The sequence below is a fragment of the Vallitalea pronyensis genome, from assembly GCF_018141445.1.
GTDB lineage: Bacteria > Bacillota > Clostridia > Lachnospirales > Vallitaleaceae > Vallitalea > Vallitalea pronyensis.
In genome coordinates this window covers 4284992-4307756 of sequence record NZ_CP058649.1, presented here as the reverse complement: position 1 = coordinate 4307756, position 22765 = coordinate 4284992, and the positions used below count along the sequence as shown (strand labels likewise).

Here is a 22765-nt window from a genome sequence, read left to right as displayed (position 1 = left end):
AAACTAAACTTATCGAACTACCCCTTTATCATGCTAAAACTCTAAGTTATTGTATAATAGTCAAAAAATATTGATTATAATTTGTGAATCGTTTATCATGGACATAGAGATAAAAAAAGTACGATGGTAGTCGTATGCATATCAAACGATTAGACTTATGAAGGGGTGTTTTATAATGGCAACGATTGTCATTGATGGTAACCATTTAACATTAGAAGAAGTTATTCAAGTTGCAAGAGAAAATATAAAAGTACAGATATCAGATAAAGCAGTTGAAAAAGCTAAAAAATCCAGGAACTATGTAGATGAGCTTGTTGCTCAGGAAAAAACCGTATACGGTATCACAACTGGATTTGGTAAGTTTAGTAATGTGGTCATTTCCAAAGACCAAGTAGAAGAATTGCAATCCAGCTTGATTAAAAGTCATGCTTGTGGTGTTGGTGAGCATTTTTCCATCCCCATTGTTCGAGCCATTATGTTATTACGTGTGAATGCCTTAACAAAAGGTTATTCTGGCATTCGTATTAGTACGCTGGAAACCTTGGTAGACATGCTGAATAAAGGTGTACACCCTGCAATACCTGAAAAAGGTTCTCTTGGTTCTAGTGGGGATTTAGCACCTTTGGCACATATGGTGCTTGTCATGTTAGGTGAAGGAGAAGCTTACTATGAGGGTGAATTATTAAGTGGTATGGAAGCCATGCGTCGTGCTGATATTACACCTATTCGCCTTATTGCAAAAGAAGGATTGGCTTTAATTAATGGTACCCAAGTGTTAACAGCGGTTGGAGCCTTGGCTACTTATGACGCTATACAACTGGCTAAATTGGCAGATGTATCTGCTGCACTTACTTTTGAGGCACTTCGTGGTATTACAGACGTATTTGATGAGAAAGTGCATCTTGTGAGAAACCATGTTGGCCAGATGGCTTGTGCCAAAAACATGATTCAGATATTGGAGGACAGTTTCTTAACAACCAGACAAGGTGAGATTCGTGTCCAAGACCCTTATTCTTTACGCTGTTTGCCTCAGATTCATGGTGCAAGCAAAGATGCCATCGAATATGTACTGGATAAAGTGAATAAAGAGATTAATGCTGTAACAGACAACCCTCTTATATTCCCAGACGATGATGAGGTTATCTCTTGTGGTAACTTCCATGGACAGCCTATGGCATTAGCCTTTGATTTTCTTGGGATAGCCCTTGCAGAGCTGGCAAATTCTTCAGAGAGAAGGATTGAGCGTCTTGTTAACCCAAGTTTGAGTGAACTGCCAGCGTTTCTAACGGAAAAAGGTGGTCTTAATTCTGGTTTTATGATTGCCCAGTATACGGCAGCATCCCTTGTGTCTGAGAATAAAGTATTAGCCCATCCTGCAAGCGTTGATTCCATACCATCATCAGGTAATCAAGAAGACCATGTCAGTATGGGTTCCATTGCTGCAAGAAAGGCTCAAGATATACTCTATAATACAACCAGGGTCATTGCTATAGAGTTATTGACGGCTGCACAGGCAGTCGAGTTTACAGACCCTCAAAAACTAGGGAAAGGCACCAAGGTTGCATATAAACTGATTCGTGAAGAAGTAGAAAAATTACATGAAGATAGGGTCATGTATGTGGATTTTGAGAAGGTTATTGGTATGGTCACATCCAATCATATATTAAATCATGTAGAGGAAAAGATAGGTGAACTATTATAGAGCGTCTTCAGGCATGGGATAGACGTATGAATGATATGTAAACATTCAGATGATGTTGACAATAAAATGAAGGACGAGTAAGGGGTTATACTCGTACCCAGTGAAGGAGATGGTGAAGTGATCAGTAATGGGGAATTATTTTACAGTATGGATGTTAAGTTGAAACTTACAGATGGATTACCTCCATACCCAAATTTTAAAGAGGGTATACGGCGAGCACCTATGCGGGAATTTACCTTGACAGAGGAAGAAACAGCACTTGCTATACAAAATGCCCTTCGTTATATTCCAGAAGAATATCATGAGGCACTTATACCAGAGTTTTTAGATGAATTGTTAACCAAAGGTCGTATTTACGGTTACCGTTTTCGCCCAGAAGGCGATTTAAAGGGTAAACCTATTGATACCTATGAAGGCAGATGTATAGAAGGTAAAGCTTTTCAAGTGATGATTGATAATAACTTGGACTTTGATATTGCTTTATATCCTTATGAATTGGTGACTTATGGAGAATCCGGTCGTGTTTTTCAGAATTGGATGCAATACCTTTTAGTGAAAGAATATCTGAAGGTATTAACCAAGGATCAGACGCTTGTTATCGTATCAGGACATCCTTTAGGGTTATTCCATTCAGGTGAGCAAGCACCACGTGTGATGATAACCAATGGTTTAATGGTAGGTGCCTTTGATGATTATGATAATTTTAATCGAGCTGCCGCTCTTGGTGTAGCTAACTATGGTCAGATGACCGCTGGTGGGTGGATGTATATTGGTCCACAAGGCATTGTCCATGGTACCTACAGTACATTATTAAATGCTGGTCGATTGAAATTAGGTATTGAGGAAGATAAAGACCTTTCAGGAAAATTATTTGTTTCTTCTGGTCTTGGCGGCATGAGTGGCGCTCAAGGAAAAGCTGTTGTTATTGCTGGCGGCGTTGGTATAATCGCAGAGGTTGATGCATCACGTATACAGACCAGATATGATCAGGGCTGGGTAGATGCAGTCATGACCACACCAAAAGAAACCTTTAAACTTGCTAAAGAATACTTAGCTAAAAACAAAGCTTATGCCATTGCTTATCACGGTAATATTATTGATTTGTTAGCGTTTGCGGCAGATGAGGGCATACCTATAGATTTATTGTCTGATCAAACATCCTGTCATGAGGTCTATAATGGTGGTTACTGCCCACAAGGCATAACCTTTGAAGAAAGAACCACTTTACTGGCAGAAGATAAGAAAACCTTTAAAGCATTAGTGGATAAGAGTTTAAAAGCTCATTTTGACGTGATAAAAAAACTGGTAGCCCAAGGTACTTATTTCTTTGACTATGGTAATTCTTTTATGAAAGCCATCTATGATTCTGGTGTGGATGAGATTTCTAAGAATGGCCGAGATGATAAAGACGGTTTTATATGGCCATCCTATGTTGAAGATATTCTTGGACCACAATTATTTGACTATGGGTATGGTCCATTTAGATGGGTTTGCTTAAGTGGCAAAGAGAAAGATTTGCTTCGGACAGATCAAGCGGCTATGGCTTGTATTGACCCTAACAGAAGATACCAAGACCGGGATAATTATGTATGGATTCGTGATGCGCAACAAAATCAATTGGTTGTAGGGACAAAAGCAAGAATACTTTATCAAGATGCTTTTGGACGTCTAAAAATTGCTCTAAAATTTAATGAAATGGTACGTAAGGGTGAGGTTGGACCGATTATGTTAGGTCGAGACCATCACGATACAGGTGGTACCGATTCACCTTTTAGAGAGACTTCCAATATCAAAGACGGCAGTAACATCATGGCCGATTTAGCTACCCATATATTTGCTGGAAACAGTGCTAGAGGTATGAGCCTTGTAACCCTGCATAATGGTGGTGGTGTTGGCATTGGCAAGTCCATTAACGGTGGATTTGGTATGGTGCTGGACGGCAGTCGACGTGTGGATGAGATTCTTAAGAATGCTATTTTGTTTGATGTCATGGGTGGTGTTGCTAGAAGAGCTTGGGCACGCTGTGAAAATGCCATGGAGACGTGTGTCGAGTATAACGATATGATGAAGGGCCTTGATCAGATTACATTGCCTTATGTTGGCGATAGGGAGAAGATCATGGACATCATAAAAAATCATACAGATGATAAAGGAGGATGTTAATAATGGTAAGTAAAATTGTAGAGTGTGTGCCTAATTTTAGTGAGGGCAGAGATTTAGATAAAATTGAGAAGATTGTACAGCCCCTTAGAGGTAAAGAAAATGTAAAGCTTCTGAACTACGAGGCAGATAAGGACTATAACCGTGTGGTTGTAACGGTAATGGGTGAACCACAGGCTGTTAAAGAGGCCGTCCTTGAGGCCATTGGTGTGGCAACAGAGTTGATTGATCTAGGTGTCCATGAAGGGCAGCATTCTAGAATGGGAGCCACAGATGTGGTACCTTTTATCCCCATTAAGAACATGACTACTGAGGAATGTGTGGACCTTGCAAAAGAGATGGGGCAGGCCATTTATGACCGTTATGGTGTCCCTGTGTTTTTATATGAGCAAGCAGCCGCAACTCCAGCTAGAAAGAATCTGGCTAAGATTCGCAAAGGTCAGTTTGAAGGTATGAATGAAAAGATGAAAGAAGACCAGTGGAAACCAGATTTTGGTGAGGCTAAGATTCATGAAACAGCAGGTGTGACGGCAGTTGGTGCAAGAATGCCATTAGTAGCTTATAACATTGATCTGGACACAGAAAATGTTGACATTGCAAATAAAATTGCTCGATGTATACGCCATTCTAATGGTGGGTTTAGATATATAAAAGCAGGTGGTGTTAAGGTAGAAGAGCGTGGTATAACCCAAGTGACCATGAACATTACCGACTATACCAAAACATCCGTTTATCGTGTGTTTGAGACCGTTAAAATGGAAGCAAAACGTTATGGTGTGAATGTGTTGGGTAGCGAGATAGTAGGTCTTGTACCCATGGAAGCCTTAGTGGATTCAGCAGCGTATTATCTAGGTTTATATGGCTTCTCCATGGATAAAGTGATTGAAGCGCGTTTAATGGAATAAATAAGTTCTAAAAAGGGTGGTAAACGTGAATAGATTAATAATAAAAAATGCCAGTCAACTTGTAACATGCAGTGGTTTTAAGGCAAAAAAAGGCAAAGAGATGAATCAACTACATGTTATTGGTAATGGAGCCGTTATCGTTGAGGATGGTCATATTATGTGGGTTGGTAAGACCCCAGACATTCCAAGACGTCTGGAAAAGGTTGCAGAAACCATAGATGCTACAGGTAAAACAGTACTACCGGGTTTTGTTGATTCTCACACCCATTTTGTATTTGGTGGGTATCGTGAAGAAGAATATGCTTGGCGATTAGCTGGGCATGACTATATGACCATTATGGAAAAGGGCGGCGGTATTGTCAACAGTGTTAAACAAACCCAGGGAGCTAGTTTGGATGAACTTATTAGAAAAGGCATGAAACGATTGGATTCCATGATGTCTTTTGGTGTCACCACTGTTGAAGGAAAAAGCGGTTACGGCCTTGATATGGATACAGAGATTAAACAACTTCAAGTGATGAAAAAGCTAAATGATCGCCATAAAATGGATGTCATACCTACCTTTTTAGGAGCTCACGCTGTTCCTATCAATTACAAAGGTCGTGAAGATGCATTTATTGATACCATGATTCATGATGTACTGCCAGAAGTCGTTGGCCAAAACTTGGCTGTCTTTTGTGATGTTTTCTGTGAAAAAGGTGTGTTTACTGTGGAGCAGTCAAAGAGAATGCTCCTTGCGGCTCAAGCTAAAGGATTAAAGGCTAAGATTCACGCCGACGAGATTGTGCCACTAGGTGGTGCTGAATTAGCAGCAGAAATTGGGGCGGTATCCGCTGACCACCTTTTAATGGCTTCTGATGAAGGAATCAAAGCCATGGTTGAGCAAAATGTAGTGGCTACGTTACTTCCTGGTACAGCATTCAGTCTGAAAGAAGATTATGCAAGAGCAAGAGATATGATGGATGCTGGTTTAGCTGTTGCATTGGCAACAGACTTTAATCCAGGCAGTTGTTTTACAGAGTCTATACCGTTAATCATTGCTCTAGCTACGTTATATATGAACATGAGTATTGAAGAAACCATTACAGCCTTAACCCTTAATGGTGCGGCCGCTCTTGATCTAGCAGATACAATAGGGAGTATTGATGTAGGTAAAAAAGGTGATTTGGTTATTCATGAGTTTCCAAGTTATAAGTTTATACCTTACCATATTGGCGTAACCACCGTGGAAAAAGTCATTAAGGAAGGGCAAGTTATCTTTGATAAATTTGAATAATGGAGGAGGAAAAATATGCTTGTACATAAAAGTGTCATAGAATTTTTAGATGAGACAGCATCCAGTAACCCAGTGCCTGGAGGGGGCTCCATAGCTGCACATAGCGGTGCTACAGCAGCGGCTTTAGTAGAAATGGTTGCTAGCCTTACAATTGGTAAGAAAAAATACATAGAAGTTGAGGAAGACATGAAGCATCTGAGAGAAAAGGCCATTGGGCTGAGAAAAGAGCTGCTAGAGGATGTGGACAGGGACTCTCATGCTTTTGATAGGGTCATGGCTGCTTTTAAGTTAAGTAAAGAGACAGATGAGGAAAAAGCAATAAGACGTAACGCCATTCAACAAGCCATGAAACAAGCAGCAACGGTTCCATTAGAGGTTGCAAGAAAATCTTTACAAGTCATGCATTTATCAAAAGTTGTTGTTGAAAAGGGTAATTGCAATACCATAACAGATGGTGCTGTATCGGCTATGATGGGACGTACAGCGGTACTATCTGCCTTATATAATGTTAGAATTAATCTTGGTTCCATTAAAGATGAGGAGCTGGTCAAGACTTTTAATCAAGAGGTTGAATTATTGGAAAAAGAAGCAAGGGCATTAGAAAAGAATATATTAAATAGTGTAGAGCTGTAATAAAGAAAGACTGTTATATAATATAGAATTTTAGGTTTGGTCTTATGATCTAAGGAACACGTTTGAATAAGATACCCTAGAAATACGTATTATTTGACAGTCTTTCAATTTATAATTGCATCTTATGAAAGATGACTATATAATGAAGATATCGTTACAAAATTTGGCGAAAAAGAAAATAATTTGAAATTAGATAAGCGATCTGGGTGTATAAGCGGTTTTCTAATGGAGGAATACATAATGCGGACTTTTCGAAAGGTAAAACCACTATCCTATGTGAGCGTAGCTATATCTTTATTGATTGTCAGTGTAGCCATGGGATTTTTTATCATTACAATTTCCTATAGTCGATTTGAATTGGAAAGTGAACGTATTCGTGAACAATACTATGCTTATCAAAAAAAAATCATTAAGAATGAAGTAGACAGTGTTTACGATTATATTGAGTATTATAAAAACAAATCAGAAGAAATACTTAGACATGATGTTCAGCAGCAAATCTATACCGTTTATGATATCATCAACAACTATTATGAAAAAAATCATCACATAAAAACCAGAGAGGCATTACGATACGACATAGCTGAGCTGATTAAAGGTGTACGTACCAATGCTTTAACAAAATATTATTATACCATTTGGTTAAATGATGATAACCAAGTAGAAGCAAACAGTAACAATGATGGTGTTACAACGCATATACCCTCAACCCAAGAGAACCCTCAGTTAGATGCATTACTGAAAGTGGCAAAAGAAGATGGGGAAGGATTTTGTGAATATTATTGGTGTGATATAAACGGGAATCAAGAAGAAGCCCACCAGCGGAAATTAGGGTTTGTTAAATACTTTGAACCCCTTAACATGGTAATCGGCACAGGCATCTATGTGGACGATATGGAAGATGTTATCAAGGAAGACCTTATTGATAGAATTGCTAATATTCGCTATGATGAAGTGGGTTATTTTTATGTGACCACATATGAGGGCAAGGCATTGGTATTTGCTGATGAAGCATATGTAGGTACGGATGTGAGTCATATTAACGATGTGAATGGTGTGAATGTACATATTGAAGGATTAAAGCATATTCAAGATAATGGAGAAGGTTATATTGAATATACATGGACCAAACCAGGTATTCATGGTGTTTATCCCAAAGTAACCTTTGTAAAAGGACTAGACAGGTGGCAATGGATTATTGGGACAGGTGTTTATATGGATGAGATTGAGGACACCATCGCTCACATTGAACGTCAAATGAAAAAAGATATTACGGCAAATCTAGCCAAAGTTCTAATCGTCATCGGCTTGTTGGCACTATTCTTATTGTTTTTTCAGTACCATGTGGTGAAGAAAATCATTGACCTTTTACAACAAGAAGATGAAATCAACTCAATTATTACAGACCTATCGGTGGATGGGATACTCATTGTGAATAGAGATGGTAAAATTATTGAAAGTAATCGAAAAGGCATAGAGCTTATGGGGGTTAGTTACCGCTCTATAAAAGACATTGTTATTTGGGACTTTTTTCAAGACCCCATTCTCCTAGACGATAATAAGAAAAACCATATCTTTAAAGAAACATCATTGGTAAACTTGAATGGTGATACCATTCCTGTTGAAGTGCATATGAAACGCACAAAAATTGATCGACAGAAGGTATATATTACCTATCTTAGAGACTTGACCAAACGGTATCGGTATGAGAAAAAATTAGAAGAACTGGCCCATATGGATGAGTTGACAGGGGTATACAATAGACGGTTTATCATTAAGCAGATTGAGGAAGAGATGAGGAAACAAGAAGAGCATCATGAAACATTTGCCATTGCTATGGCAGATTTGGATTTTTTTAAACGGGTGAACGACACATATGGTCATACCTATGGTGATGAAATACTAAAATATTTCTCTAAAATGTTGACGGAAAATGTTCGTTTAACAGATTATGTCGGTCGGTATGGAGGCGAAGAATTCATCGTTATTTTTACGGAGCAAACAAAAGAGTTTGCCTACGATGTCTTGCATGAGATTCAGCTTAAAATAAAACAGCATGTGTTTGAGAAAAAAGAGTTGAAATTAACGTTTAGTGCAGGTATAGTGGAAATAAAGAATGAGGATAACCGTAATATCCAAGACTATTTAATACAAGTGGATCAGTTATTGTATAAGGCGAAAGGAAATGGCAGAGATAGAATTGAGTTATCATAAAAAATACGTTTTTTAGTACAATGAAATGAAGGAGTTGTTTATATGGAGTACCGTAAGTTTGGCAATAAGTACGTTATTCGGTTTGATAAAGGTGAAGAAGTACTTGATAAGTTAACTACATTTTGTAAAGAGCAAGGCATTAAATTAGGCACCGTTAGTGCTATTGGAGCTGCAAATGAAATAAAGCTGGGTCTATTCAATACTACTGAGAAAAACTATCATGCGACTACGCTAAAAGGTGATTATGAGATTACCAGTTTATCGGGTACTGTTTCTACCATGAACCAAGAGGTATACTTACATTTACATATTACCGTATCCGATCACGAGCTTCATGTGTACGGTGGACATCTTAATTCACTAGTTATTTCGGCTACTTGTGAAATGGTCATGGATGTCATGGATGGGGAAGTGGATCGTGCTTTTAGTGATGAGATAGGTCTTAATTTATTTAAATTTGGTTCATAATTCATGGCTATATAAAATAAAAATAGGGTTGTAAGATTGTGTATTTTATTATATGCTTTATTTGGAATATGCCAATATAAATGGAATGGTGAGGTGTTCAATATGTTAAATCATCTTATTACAATAGATGAAGCTTATGTCATTAAAATGAGACGATATTTTCATCAACATCCTGAATTAAGCAGTAAAGAATATCATACAAGAGATACCATTATATCTGAGTTAAAAAAGATGGATATACCTTACGAATGTGTAACGGAAACAGGTATTATGGCATGGATTAATAAAGATCATGTAGGCACAGTAGTGGGGTTAAGGGCAGATATGGATGCTCTGCCTATTGAAGAAGTGAATACATGTGATTATGTATCAGCTAACCAAGGTGTTATGCATGCTTGTGGTCATGATAGCCATATAGCCATGTTATTAGGGGCAGCGAAAGCATTAAAAAGTATGGAGGATAAACTTGAATGCGGTGTGAAACTTATTTTTCAACCAGCAGAAGAGACCATGTCCGGTGCAAAAGCTATGGCTGCTTTAGGTGTGATGAGAGATGTAGACTATCTCTTTGGTATGCATGTAGGATGTGACGTGGATTCAGGTTCTATCGGCCTGTCATCAGGTCCCATCATGGCCGCTGTGGATGCCTTTAAAATAACGATTCATGGTAAAAGTGCTCACGGTGCGTTACCTTACTTGGGGGTGGATGCTATTGTGGTGGGAGCACAAATCGTATCCAACATACAAACCATTATAAGCCGAGAAATAGCTCCCTTTGAGCCAGTGGTCATGACCATTGGTAAGTTTCATGGTGGAACAGCAGATAATATCGTTGCGGATGAAGTGGTATTAGAAGGAACCGTTCGCTATTTTAATCAAGACTTATATGCTACCATTCGTGGTAAAGTAGAGGAGAAGTCAAGACGAATAGCTGAAAGTTATGGTGCGACAGTAACCATCGATTATAGGGACGGTCTTCCACCAGTGGATAATGATGAAGATATGATTAAGCTGGCAATCGCAAGTGCTAAAAGAGCAGGACTGGAACCTGTGCCTTTTAAACCTGTTACCATTAGTGAAGATTATGCTATCTTAGCAAATGGACGAAAAAGTGCCTTCGGATTTATAGGTATACGTCAAGGGAATACCCAGCCTATGCTTCATACCCCTGATTTTAATATTGATGAAAGTATATTAGCTAAGGGTGCACACATGCATGTGCAATTTGTTTTGGGCATATCCGATGGCACGATTAATGCTTAAGAAAATCACCATAAGTTAGTCTTATGGGTGTATAGTAGGGCTGTCTCTTACATGACGTTAATCGTACATGGTAAGAGACAGCCTTTAGTTGACTGGTTTAGTTGCCAGTAAGGACATAATTGGTTGGTGTGATTTGAGAACTGGCTGTGGCAGTGAATCCAAGCTGTATAGATTCTCCTGCTTGAATGGTTGCGTTATAGTCTTTACCATTAATGACATAGTTATTTCCTGAATGACTGATTAGATTGGCTGTCCAGAATGAATCAATCTGGCCTTCAAAGTCAAAAGCTAGTGTCCAATTCTTAATTGGACTTGAACTTGTATTATGTATGGTAATGATACCATTGAAACCAGTTCCCCAATCATCTTTAACAGCGAATGTAATGTTCTCTGTAGGGTTAGGATTGGGTGAACCGTCTCGCCATTCTTGGTAAGGTACCCAAGCTAAAAAGATGCTTTTTAAGAAAGTACCTGCTTCTCGAAGGCTGCCATCGGAATAAAAGATGCTTGACGTTTCATCTTTATCATTGATGGCCCAGTTGCACCATGATATCTTGTTTTGATCCAACCAAGTAAGCCATTCATTAGTTGAATTATAATTAATGCTGCCATTACCATCTGCATTCACGGAACCCCATTCTGTACAAAAAAGAGCTAGACCTTGGTTCATAGCATAATTGGCTTTATCTCTTAGATATTGGAAATGCGTTCCTGCATAGAAGTGTAGTGTATAAGCGATATTGTCAGCTTGAATGCGGTCATTTGCAGCTTGATCCACATCTTGCGACCAAGTAGGCGATCCAACCACAATCAGGTTATTGGAATGTTGTCTTATAACAGGTATGACTTGTTCTGCATACCATTTTACGGTGCTCCATGGGATCTGCTTTGGCTCATTATAGATTTCAAAGATAACGTTATCATAGCTGCCATAGTCTTGGGCCATTCTTCCAAAGAAATCTTTTGCTGCATCCACATTATCATGGGCACCATGTGAATGCCAATCAATAATAACGTAAATACCTCTATTAATAGCTGCTTCAATGACGGTTCGTAATTTTGCCTCATCGCTAGTATTATATGGTGTACCCCCATCAGTTACCCCATAAGCTACTCTAACAATTTCAACTTTGAATTCGTCTATCATTCTGTCTACTGTTGAAGCATTATAATAGGGGCCGGACCAATTGCTCCAAAAGAAACTCATACCTTTTACTTGCATAGGCTGACCTGTCTTGGACCCATTTATTCGGTTGCCATTAACCACCATTTCACCAAAATAACTCACAGGATTTGGTGAATCAGCTGCAAGAACAATACCTGTGCTGCCTATACATGCAGTCAATAAAACGATCAATGCTAATACAATAGATGCCATGTTGCTTTTTTTACTCATAAATAATCTTCTCCTTTCATTATAAAAAAATACAAAATTATTATACTTATTATACCATATTCTAACAATTCATCAAAACAAAGATTAACCCATAAAAATTTTAGTTATTCAGAATGATATTTCGTGAATTGTATAAGATTTAAAGAGCGTATGATTAAATGATGACAAACGAAACGTCCCCGTGTCATATTAATGATGACAAACGAAACGTCCCCTTGTCAGATTGTGTCAGGTTTTTGGTTCTTGTAATTGCATGAATAGACATGTATACTGTTAATAGGGGTATAATGAGCGTATAAAATGATGAGGAGGTTATGTATGAAAAGGGTATATGAAGAAAAAGTTAAAACGATGATACAGAATTATGAGGATATAAGGAAATCTTTTAGATGGGAGAATGACATGGTCAAGCATTTAGTTGCTTTGACTTTTGCCATGAAAGATAAGGCAATCAATCCAGATTGTATTAATGAGATGAAGGGGTACATTAAAAGTCAGACAGGTGCATTCTCTTCTTTTAGAGGACATATGATGTTTACTTTAAGTGGTTTATTATGCGCAGCTTCCCAGACACCTAAAAAACAATTTGATGTCATGCTTCGTAATGAGAAAGTACTAAAGGATGTTGGCTTTAAATATTCGTCCTATTTACCCACAGCGCTTTATGCATTATCAAGTGTCTATGAAGGTGATGATGTTAAAAGCTATGCTGAGAAAGCAATCGGTATCTATAAGCAAATGAAACAAAATCATCCATTCTTAACAGGTGGGGATGATTATGCTTTGGCTGTTTTACTTGCAAATACGGATCATGGTCCTAGTCAATTAGAAGCTTATTATCGGGCACTACATGAACGAGGTTTTAAGAAAGGCGATGGGTTACAGATGTTATCTCATGTCATGGCCTTTAGCCAAAAAGATATGCGCGATTCTGTAGAGCATTGTGATCAAATCTATCAACATCTCAAAACCAATAAATTAAATGTTTATACGACCTATTATCCTGCAATTGGGTTGATTAGTCTTCTTGATTTGGATCAAGAAGAACTCATGGCTGACTTAGTTGAAGTGGCTACTTATTTAAAAAGTGAAAAGAAATACAGATGGTTGGGAAAAGGTATGCACGTACTTATGGCATCGTCCATTATTGCCAGTCAGTATCTTCATGAAAAACAAGAGGGGACCGTTGTCAACACAACTGTTAGTCTAGCCATTCAAGCCATTATTGCCGCTCAGCAAGTCGTTATGATTTCTGCAGCTACTTCGGCAGCAGCTACAAGTTCAAGCACATAAAACCATGTTTCTTTAAGATATGCAAAAGAAGTCTCATCCCACTATGGGAATGAGACTTCTTTTATGATTATGATATGTTTCTTACGCATTATACGATACACATGTTATGCTAATCAATCTTCGTCGTCGTCATCTTCGTCATCCTCATCGTCATCGTCATCATCTTGTATTGTTTCGGTAATTAAAGATACAGAGCTTATTTTACCACCCTCTTGAGGTATTAACACTTTAATTTCATTGTTTTGATGAAGGATATTTGTAGGTAATTTGAAATCAGCATAGGTGAAGAATCGACCATTTTTATTGGAGAAGCTTAAATCATAGGTATACTCATGACCGTTAACCCATACAGTCATGGGTTGATTAAACCCATCTTGGCGTCCAAAGCCTACACGTAGTGTACTTCTTTCTAAGTCTTCTACAGGGCAACTAATTTGAAAAGCTGCTTCAACGCCTGTATCTTGTAACACCTTATCACCATAATAGGTTTTCTTTAATAGTGTATCTTCAAGCTCTGGGGCTTCCTCAAGGGTAATTTTGATGATGGAAGTTTCTTCTACAGATAATGGAATATCCTCAAGGCTTGATAGTTTTTGGGTCAAGAATTGTATTTTTCCAAGGTTTAAGTATAGTCTTGTTTGTTCAATATCATAGATATCCTCATCATCCAAGTCTAAATTCAAATCGGCGGCTATGCGTTGAGGATTCATGTTGTTAACAGCTACATAGATTACATTGTCGTCTTGAGCTGCATGGACGAAGACCTTATCATTGTCTGCATGAACAGGCAACAGCTTTCCTTTATAAGCCTGCCATAAATCAAGGAAGTATCGCAGTTTGGTTGGCTCACCTACTGTACCGTCTTCGTTGTAGGTAAATAACATATCAGGAGCCTCTTTTTGCCACCACTTAATCGGTAATAAGAATGGTACAATCATTTCAAACTCGTTTGCCCGATTCATGTAGCGTACCAAATAGGAGTTAAAGTTCTTAAGCAATAACCAATAGTCCACATCTGTAGGACCGTTATGAAGGGTTCCTGTTTCAGAAATAATGAGTGGTTTCACATTATCTGTTAAGATCATATGGTTACGTAATAAATCTAAATCCGCTTCAAGACGACCAGTAAGATATCCGCCATAGTTATCATCTGTCTCATGGAGGATTAAATCATTGCCTTCATAGAAATGATGGGAATAAAAATCTAAACTGTCTTTGGTTAAATCCATAAAACGTAATTGTTCATTGGCTAATGAAAAATTGTTATCATCAAGAGCCATCCAAGCACTGGTAGGTCCACCTACTTTAACATCAGGACTTAATTCTTTAATTCTATCTGCAACCATGTTATGAAATTCTGCTAATAGCTTCCAAGAGTCTAGATCAGGGTTATCATGATGAATCCACCCAGAACGTACAGTAGGTTCATTGACCACTTCAATGTAATCAGGTCCTCTTCCATCTAGAAATCTATCATAGGCCTTGGTATATTCAGCTGCTAAATCTGCTGCTGGTTCAAATTTATCAATGGCTGGTGTACCATGTGGATTATTGGGAACATCTGGACGCATCCAAGAAGGCCAATAATTATAGCATGACACATATTTCATGTCCGTTGGATAGTTAGCATCAAATAAATCAACAGATTCTTGATCTTTTTGATAGTGTTCTTCAAAGAAAGAATAGTCACTATAGCCCTCTTTATTAGGGTCTTCTTTTAATTTAGGTGCATTAGGATCGCCATAAGCTGTTTCCAGTGCAGGACCAAATTTTAAGATTTGTCGACCTGGTAAAAAGCCTTTTTCTTTGAGGAAAACATTGGTTATATAAGTTTCTGGGGAAGAGATTGGTCTCGCATAAACACGATGGAATTTTTCAACCTCTACGTGGTCAACACCTTCAATACTTAGTTGTTTCGAGGTATCAATATCAATGTTAATGGGCAATATGTCTTTATCCCCACCAAGAACACTCCAAGCTGTTACATCGAAGAATGGTGCAAGACCATTGGGTTCGTTTAATTCAATACGGTTGATGACGCCAGTACCTTTGATAATTAAACGGTGTCCTTCGTAGTCGCCATGCTTTACAACAAAACGATTGCCACGCCCAATAATAATATCTTCTGAACGCCAGAATTCACTCATTTTAATGTTTTCATCGTTAGGTCTTTCCCAAACCACTTCCACATTTTTAATGTTTTCACCGAGTATATTCACTTGCCTGAAGAAAGAGATGACACGAACGATTTCCGATGGCAGGTCAATAATCATTTCACCATCCACAATGTTACCCGGTTCCTGAACAAAGACTAAGGATTGTAAGCGTTCCTCTTGATTATTTACTTGTGTGATATACGTTGTAGGGTATTTTTCAGCAATGACGAATAGGGATTCATAGTTTTCTTTTTTGATTTTAATATCTTCTGGCAATTCATATTCTAAATCAGATGATGCATCTTGAGCCCAAGAAGAAACGGGGCATACTTGAATAAGTAACGCGAAAATTAAAAGGCTAACAATCATCAAACTCTTTTTCTTGAAAAATGTCATGTAATTTTCCCTCCAAAAATTCATTTGTGGTATTTAAATTATCTATATAGAATGTACACATATACACATAATGTTCGGTATACTTATCTCACCACCTTTTTGAAAATCGACTAACATTATGCCTATACCTATCCATACGTATATACAGCATTCTACAAAAGTTTACATATTTTGCATTTGTATTATTCAATATGGGAAATGGTTATTTAATTGAAAAAATCTTCTAAAATATATTACTAGCATACTACTATTTGGAAAAAAGTGTCAATGTGATATTTTATATGTACTTTATGGAGGTATAGATTCACTTATAATCAAACTTACAGCCGTTTCATGATTATTTTCAGCATCATCTTTTTCTTAAAAATATCCTATTCTTAACATAATAGTTCATAAAAAATTACGATGAACCCATATATGTCACCTTCATAAAAACATATAAAAATGCCCAGTTATTTTGTTTAAAAAATACTCTACATCATTGGAAAACTAGGATTAAAGGATGATTAGCCTGGATTTTATTAAAAATATCACATGTTATTAAAAAATAACTATAGGGATCATAAATAAATTCTTATATAAATGAAAACTAATCATATACCTTTGTCCTATTTCAAGTATAATCAATATATAGCGACTATCATGAGTCCTTAAAAAAATAAATGGGGGAATTTTATGATGAACAGCTTTAAAAATCAGTTTAGAGGAAAACTGTATTACTCACTTATCCTTTCTTATGCTTACCTCCTTATATTACCACTGGTCATGGCCATCTTTTTTTATGTCACATCGTTATCCATTGTGGAAGAAGAAATTGAAAAAGCAGGTATTGCGTCCTTAGAACAATACGAAAGTATTATGGAATCCATGTTTAAACAAATCCAAGGTATCGGCTACGAATTAGAAACAAATTTCAAAATTAGCACCATTGTCAACGCCAAAGAACTGAACAATAAGCTCCGTTATGATATTTACCAATTGATTCAGAGCTTAGGACGCTATTACGGTAACGACTATTTCATTAAGTCCTTATTTGTGTACCCCAAAAATCACGATATATTGATTACAAAAAGTGGTGTGATGAATTTGGATACTTATGTTGAACAAGCTTTAATGAGTGAACCCAATAGTCTTGTGGCATGGAAAAACATATTTGATCAGAAGACGGATAGCGGCTTTGTTACCTTGCCTAGTAAAGATAATACGAGCTTCATTAGCTTTCTTAGTCCCTTTCATGATACAAACAAGCAGGTTATTGGCAATGTAGGTGTGATTATCGATCATCATAAAATTAAAAAAATGCTGAATACCACCAAATGGATGAAAGGCAGTGTTGCTTATGTCATGAGTGATACAGGTGAGACAATCGTTTCATCTAATGGTTCCATAAAAATGATAGGGAATGATTGGGATTTAAGTAAGGATTATTTTAAGCAGACCATTAATAACAACAGTTATCTGGTCTTTACACGTCAATCAAAAGTCAGTGGTTACTATTATGTGTTAACGGTACCGGAAAAGGTCTTCTATGTGAAAGCCACAAGGTTAAGGCAGATGATCCTATTGTTTACCCTGATATGTCTCATAGCTGGCGTTACCCTTGCTGTGTGGTTCTCTGCAAAAAACTATAACCCGGTACAAAACATTCTTCATATTTTCAGGGAACAAGATAAGAATGCTATGGAAGGTAAAGACGAGATTAAGTACATTGAAGCTTCCATTCATAAAGTCATTAATGAAATGAAGAAAGTGGAGTCTCGCATAGAAAAACAAACCCTTCAATTAAGGAATCAATTTTTAAGACGATTGATTAATGGATGTTACAGCCACGAAATAGAGACCCATGCTTTACTGGAGTTATATGATGTAAGGTTTGAAGGTGACCTCTATCAAATTGCCCTGATTTATGTGGAAAGTGACGATACATTGTTAGAGGATATGGGAGAAACAGCAAGTCACGATGTGTTGAATTATAAAATGCTGCTCATTGAAAAACTCTATAAGGAGCTGTTAGAAGATATCGCAAACAGCTATATTGTTGAAATGGGTAAATATTTTGTTGTCATCATGAATAACTTGGACCAGGAGCTGACACAAGAAGATATTCGTTTAAAAGCGAAGAAAGCATCCCTTACCATCAAAGAAATATTAAGTGCTAAATTTGGACTTTTTGTATCCATCGCGTTAAGTGATATCAATAAAGGCATTGACCAGATTTCATTGTCCTATGATCAAGCCGTTAATACCATGGAATATGCATTGCTTTTTGGGCGACAAGAGGTAACGGACTATACCAGTATTAAAAAGATGGGGTGTAAGATAGAGAAAGGTTTTTATACCTTTGATAAAGAGCGTAAGCTGATTAGTTTAATCCGTAGTGGCGAATATCATGAAGGTTTTGCAGTACTTGATATGATGCTCCACCAACTGCTAAAGAGTGAAGTATCCGTGGAATATGCCAGATGCACGGTCTTTGCCATGGTGAATACCTTGTCTAATATTTTTTCAGAACTGTCTCAAAAAGCCAGTCAAAGCTGGGAATTAGAGTTGAATGAGATCATGCATGCCATTATGAACTGTAATTCCATTGAAGACATACGTAAAATCATGTATAGGACCTTCCAAGAAGCAGAGAAGAATTTCAAAAGTAACCATTCAAGTGATCAAAAGGTGAAGGAAATCTGTAAATTTATTAAGCATAATTATCAAGATTATAATCTAAATGTATCCATGATTGCAAATGTGTTTCAAATGAATATTGCCTATCTGTCATCCTTTTTTAAGAGTACCATGGGTGTCAATATTTCTAAGTATCTCAACAATGTGCGATTGGAAAAAGCTAAAATACTGCTAAAGAATGATAACATTACCATTAAGGAAATTGCCTCCATGTGTGGCTTGGGTGATAGTGGTACTTTTATAAGAGTTTTTAAGAAGGTAGAGGGTGTAACACCTGGAAAATATCGTAAGTACATGTGAGCGTAAGGACCTTAGGAGGATTATACTAAGAAATAAAAAAATGATACGATTTAAAAATATCACATTTCGAAAAATGATCATAAAAAAAATGCGCATATACAAGGTATCCTTGCCCGTATATACTTTTATTAACTTCACAAGGGCCCTGTGAATGAAGACAAGATGCGCATACGTCTATTATTATGAGTCATTACATATAAGGAGGGTATTATGCGAATAAAAAGAGGTCAATTCGTATTAACAGGTTTAATCATCATGATGATGACACTGATGATGATTGGTTGTGGTAAAGCGAGTGAAGAGAAAGATTCAAAAAGTGCTAGCAGCCAACAAACGAATAATGGTAATGATACCAATGAGAAAGAAACAGGAAAGAAAAATGCTTCAGGGAAAATCACAGATGAACCCGTAACGTTAACCATGTGGTCTGATTTTAATTCCACGAATATTCCTAATCTAGCAGATAACATCGTGTATAAAGAATTAGAAAAACGAACAGGTGTAACGGTGGAATTTACCCATCCGCCAGCAGGTGAATCCAAACAGGCTTTTAACCTCTTGTTAGCTTCTGGAGACCTGCCTGATATGATGGAGAACATACCTCCTGAATTCCCAGGTGGACCAGATAAAGCCATAAAAGATGGTTACTTTTTGAAGCTTAATGATTACATCGACGAGTACGCACCTAACTATAAAGAAAAGATGAATTATAATGAGGAGATTCGCCGTCAAACCATGACAGATGAAGGCAATATCTGGTCCTTCTCCTGTATTCAATTAGACCAAGAGCCACCATGGTCTGGTATGCTAATACGAGAAGATTGGTTGAACGACTTAGGTCTTAAAGTACCTGAAACCATTGAAGAATGGGAAAACATGCTGATTGCTTTTAAAGAAGAAAAAGGTGCAGAAGGTCCTCTCATGATATCTTTTGATTGGAAGTATGCTTCTAACTCAGCCTTTGCCAGCGCCTACGGTTCTTCTGTTCTTGATAATAACTTGGATTTTATGAACAAGGATGGAGAAGTTATCTACGGTCCAGCTGAGCCCGGTTATAAAGATTATCTTCAATTATTAGCTAGATGGTATGAAAAGGGTCTCCTTGACCCGGATTTTGCAACAAGAGACAATAAAAGTTTTGACGCCTATTTTACATCAGGTAAAGCAGGGGCATTTAGTAATGGCTATGGGGCTGTGACAAAATATGTGACTGCAGGGAAAGAAAACGATCCTGATTTTAGTATTGTTGCTGCTCCCATGCCCGTTGTCAATAAAGGTGATAAAGTCCATATACGTCAGTCTAATCCCTATGTTAGGAATTACTATCGGGTGATTTCCGCTAAGACAGAATACCCAGAGATTGCAGTACAATGGATGGACTATGCCTATAGTGATGAAGGATTCTTATTATATAACTATGGTATTGAAGGGGATACATATGAAATTGTTAACGAAGAACCAACCTTTGGTAAAACATTCCTACCACCTTCTTTACAACATATAACACCTACATTCACCGATAAAATGCTGAACAACCCGAATGGTGATTTTTGGTCCATCTACGACCAATATAAGATTCACGTGTCTGGTAATCTTCGAAACCCACTGTCTTATGAGTTAGATGAATCTGTTCTTGATGCCATGGAAATATGGATGGAGGCAGGAGATGATTGGGTTATGCCGCCAGTTATCATGACAGATGATGAAACAAGAGAATTCACGTCCATCATGAGTGAAGTGGAAACCTATGCCAAGGAAATGTCCTTCAAAATCATCATGGGTCTAGAACCTGTTGATAAATTTGATGAGTATATGCGTACGCTGGAAGCATTAGGTATTAATCAAGCCATTTCCATTCAACAAGCTGCTTTGGAACGGTATTTGAATCGATAAATGAAGGTATTTTGTTTTGGGGGCTGCCTGATAAAAGCAAATTAACGTCAATATCGTAGGCAACTATAAAAGCTTAACCTCTTATAGTTGCCAGAAACTTCTAGCTAACAAAATTGCTGATTATGAGACAGCCCCACTTTTTAGAAAGGTTTGATAGATGGTGTCCATTAAACACGTTGCACTTAGGAAGACGAAAAAGTACTCCTTTCAGGATTTTATAAAAGAAATAAAACGCTACAAAACCATATACATCATGCTCATACCCGTGGCTTTATACTACCTTATTTTTCATTACGGTCCCATGTATGGGTTAGTTATCAGTTTTAAAGACTTTTCCCCAAGGCTAGGGGTTATGGGAAGTGAATGGGTAGGATTAAAACATTTTCAATCATTTTTTTCCAGTTATTATGCATGGCGTGTCATTAGAAACACATTCTTAATCAGTGTGCTAGACATTGCTTTAGGCTTTCCAGCACCTATCCTATTAGCATTACTCTTAAATGAGATTCATAAGAAAGTCTTTAAAAGAACCATTCAAACCATTACGTATCTACCACATTTTATATCCATGGTTGTCATCTGTGGTATTTTAAAAGATTTCTTGGGCAGAGATGGGGCTATTAATGATATTTTAAATTTCTTAGGTTTTGCAAGAGATAACTATTTACAAAACCCAGATCTCTTTCGAGGGATCTATGTAGGCTCAGGCATATGGCAGGGGGTTGGTTATGGCAGTATTATCTACTTAGCAGCTATTAGCGGAATCGACCAAGCCCTTTATGAAGCAGCAACCATAGATGGTGCAGGAAGATTCAAGAAAATATTCCATGTGACCATTCCTGGTATTTTACCAACCATTATTATTCTCTTTATTCTAAGAGTTGGTAACACCATGACCGTTGGTTTTGAGAAAATTATGCTGCTCTATAGTCCTGTCACTTATGAAACAGCAGATGTCATTTCCACTTTTGTCTATCGCATGGGCCTTGAACAGATGAAATTTAGTTACAGTGCTGCTATAGGCTTATTTAACTCCGTGATTAACTTTATTTTGTTGTTAGCTGCGAATAAGATTAGTAAGCGGTTTTCAGAAACATCATTGTGGTAGGAGGTTCTTATGATACGAAAAAAAAGGTTCATTGATTATGCTTTTGATAGTTTTAACTATGTTTTTTTAACGGTCTTAGCCATAACTTGTTTGTACCCATTGGTTTTTGTCTTGTTTGCGTCAGTAAGTGAACCCACCCAGTTAATTCAACAACAAGGGGTTTTATTAAGACCGTTAGGCTTTACACTAGAAGGCTATAAACTAGCTTTTAAGAACCCCAATATTCTAATAGGCTATGGTAACACACTACTTTATGTTATAGTAGGTACATCAGCTAGTGTTTTTTTTACAGCATTAGCAGGCTACGTCTTTTCAAGAAAGCGATTAAAATATACGAAATTTTTCATGTATGGCATTGTGTTTACCATGTTTTTTAATGGCGGATTGATTCCTTTTTTCTTGCTAATGAAAAACATAGGTTTATACGATAAACGCTTATTGATGATACTCAATGGGATGATTTGGACTTGGAATCTTATCATTATGAAAACATCTTTTGGACAGATACCAGATAGTCTTGAAGAAAGCGCCAGAGTAGATGGTGCTAATGATTGGACCATATTGTTTAAGATTATTCTGCCCTTATCGAAACCCGTGGTAGCTGTCATGGTATTGTTCTATTCTGTTGGGCGATGGAATGAATGGTTTATGTCCATGATTTTATTGAAAGACAGAGCTAAATTTCCGTTACAGCTTATCTTAAGAGAAATTCTGATTGTCAATGATAAAAATACCATGCTGGCTGGTGCTAATCTAAGTGCGGAATCAACGGATATGTACCGACAGCTTTTACAGTATTCCACCATTATTATTGCCACGTTACCCATTCTATTTATTTACCCCTTTATTCAGAAGCACTTTGTTAAGGGTGTGATGATAGGCTCCATTAAGGGCTAGTACCATGTGGGTACTCGAAGGTTGTC

Annotated in this window: 15 protein-coding genes; 13 read left to right on the top strand and 2 right to left on the bottom strand. The window is 37.4% G+C overall.

Annotated elements, in window-relative coordinates; genetic code table 11:
* Window positions 1–175: 175 nt before the first annotated feature.
* From hutH to HZI73_RS17930, 8 genes are all read left to right on the top strand, one after another.
* Window positions 176–1702 carry a histidine ammonia-lyase gene (hutH, locus tag HZI73_RS17965; protein WP_212694752.1) on the top strand — a complete coding sequence of 509 codons (1527 nt, stop codon included), beginning with the start codon at window positions 176–178 and terminating at the stop codon, window positions 1700–1702.
* A gap of 120 nt (window positions 1703–1822) precedes the next feature.
* On the top strand, window positions 1823–3865 hold the full coding sequence (locus HZI73_RS17960) for a urocanate hydratase (RefSeq protein WP_334300237.1): 2043 nt from the start codon (window positions 1823–1825) through the stop codon (window positions 3863–3865).
* A 2-nt stretch (window positions 3866–3867) separates the two neighbouring features.
* A complete protein-coding gene (ftcD, locus tag HZI73_RS17955; protein ID WP_212694750.1) occupies window positions 3868–4767 on the top strand; it encodes a glutamate formimidoyltransferase in 900 nt (299 codons plus the stop codon).
* A gap of 25 nt (window positions 4768–4792) precedes the next feature.
* Window positions 4793–6043, top strand: coding sequence for an imidazolonepropionase (hutI, locus tag HZI73_RS17950; RefSeq protein WP_212694749.1), 1251 nt, complete (start codon window positions 4793–4795; stop codon window positions 6041–6043).
* Window positions 6044–6058: 15 nt separating this feature from the next.
* Window positions 6059–6676, top strand: coding sequence for a cyclodeaminase/cyclohydrolase family protein (locus tag HZI73_RS17945; RefSeq protein WP_212694748.1), 618 nt, complete (start codon window positions 6059–6061; stop codon window positions 6674–6676).
* Between the two features lie 240 nt (window positions 6677–6916).
* Window positions 6917–8890, top strand: coding sequence for a cache domain-containing protein (locus HZI73_RS17940; protein ID WP_212694747.1), 1974 nt, complete (start codon window positions 6917–6919; stop codon window positions 8888–8890).
* Window positions 8891–8932: 42 nt separating this feature from the next.
* Entirely contained in the window at window positions 8933–9358 is a 426-nt protein-coding gene (locus tag HZI73_RS17935; protein WP_212694746.1) for a PPC domain-containing DNA-binding protein, read from the top strand.
* A gap of 102 nt (window positions 9359–9460) precedes the next feature.
* Window positions 9461–10621: a M20 metallopeptidase family protein gene (locus HZI73_RS17930; protein WP_212694745.1), complete on the top strand. Its 1161-nt coding sequence runs from the start codon at window positions 9461–9463 to the stop codon at window positions 10619–10621.
* Window positions 10622–10718: 97 nt separating this feature from the next.
* Here the strand turns inward: HZI73_RS17930 and HZI73_RS17925 are convergent, their stop codons facing one another.
* Window positions 10719–12017 (bottom strand): cellulase family glycosylhydrolase, encoded by a 1299-nt coding sequence (locus tag HZI73_RS17925; RefSeq protein WP_212694744.1) that lies wholly within the window; start codon window positions 12015–12017, stop codon window positions 10719–10721.
* A gap of 318 nt (window positions 12018–12335) precedes the next feature.
* On the opposite strand from HZI73_RS17925, the gene HZI73_RS17920 reads away from it, so the two are divergent.
* A complete protein-coding gene (locus HZI73_RS17920) occupies window positions 12336–13310 on the top strand; it encodes a DUF4003 family protein (protein WP_212694743.1) in 975 nt (324 codons plus the stop codon).
* Window positions 13311–13423: 113 nt separating this feature from the next.
* On the opposite strand, the gene HZI73_RS17915 is transcribed toward HZI73_RS17920, so the two are convergent.
* Entirely contained in the window at window positions 13424–15862 is a 2439-nt protein-coding gene (locus tag HZI73_RS17915) for a beta-agarase (protein WP_212694742.1), read from the bottom strand.
* A 675-nt stretch (window positions 15863–16537) separates the two neighbouring features.
* On the opposite strand from HZI73_RS17915, the gene HZI73_RS17910 reads away from it, so the two are divergent.
* From HZI73_RS17910 to HZI73_RS17895, 4 genes are all read left to right on the top strand, one after another.
* Entirely contained in the window at window positions 16538–18841 is a 2304-nt protein-coding gene (locus tag HZI73_RS17910; protein ID WP_212694741.1) for a helix-turn-helix domain-containing protein, read from the top strand.
* A gap of 210 nt (window positions 18842–19051) precedes the next feature.
* Window positions 19052–20734: an extracellular solute-binding protein gene (locus HZI73_RS17905; RefSeq protein ID WP_212694740.1), complete on the top strand. Its 1683-nt coding sequence runs from the start codon at window positions 19052–19054 to the stop codon at window positions 20732–20734.
* Between the two features lie 157 nt (window positions 20735–20891).
* Complete coding sequence (locus tag HZI73_RS17900) at window positions 20892–21842, top strand: ABC transporter permease (RefSeq protein ID WP_212694739.1); 951 nt, start codon at window positions 20892–20894, stop codon at window positions 21840–21842.
* 9 nt (window positions 21843–21851) lie between these two features.
* On the top strand, window positions 21852–22739 hold the full coding sequence (locus HZI73_RS17895) for a carbohydrate ABC transporter permease (protein ID WP_212694738.1): 888 nt from the start codon (window positions 21852–21854) through the stop codon (window positions 22737–22739).
* Window positions 22740–22765: the final 26 nt, after the last annotated feature.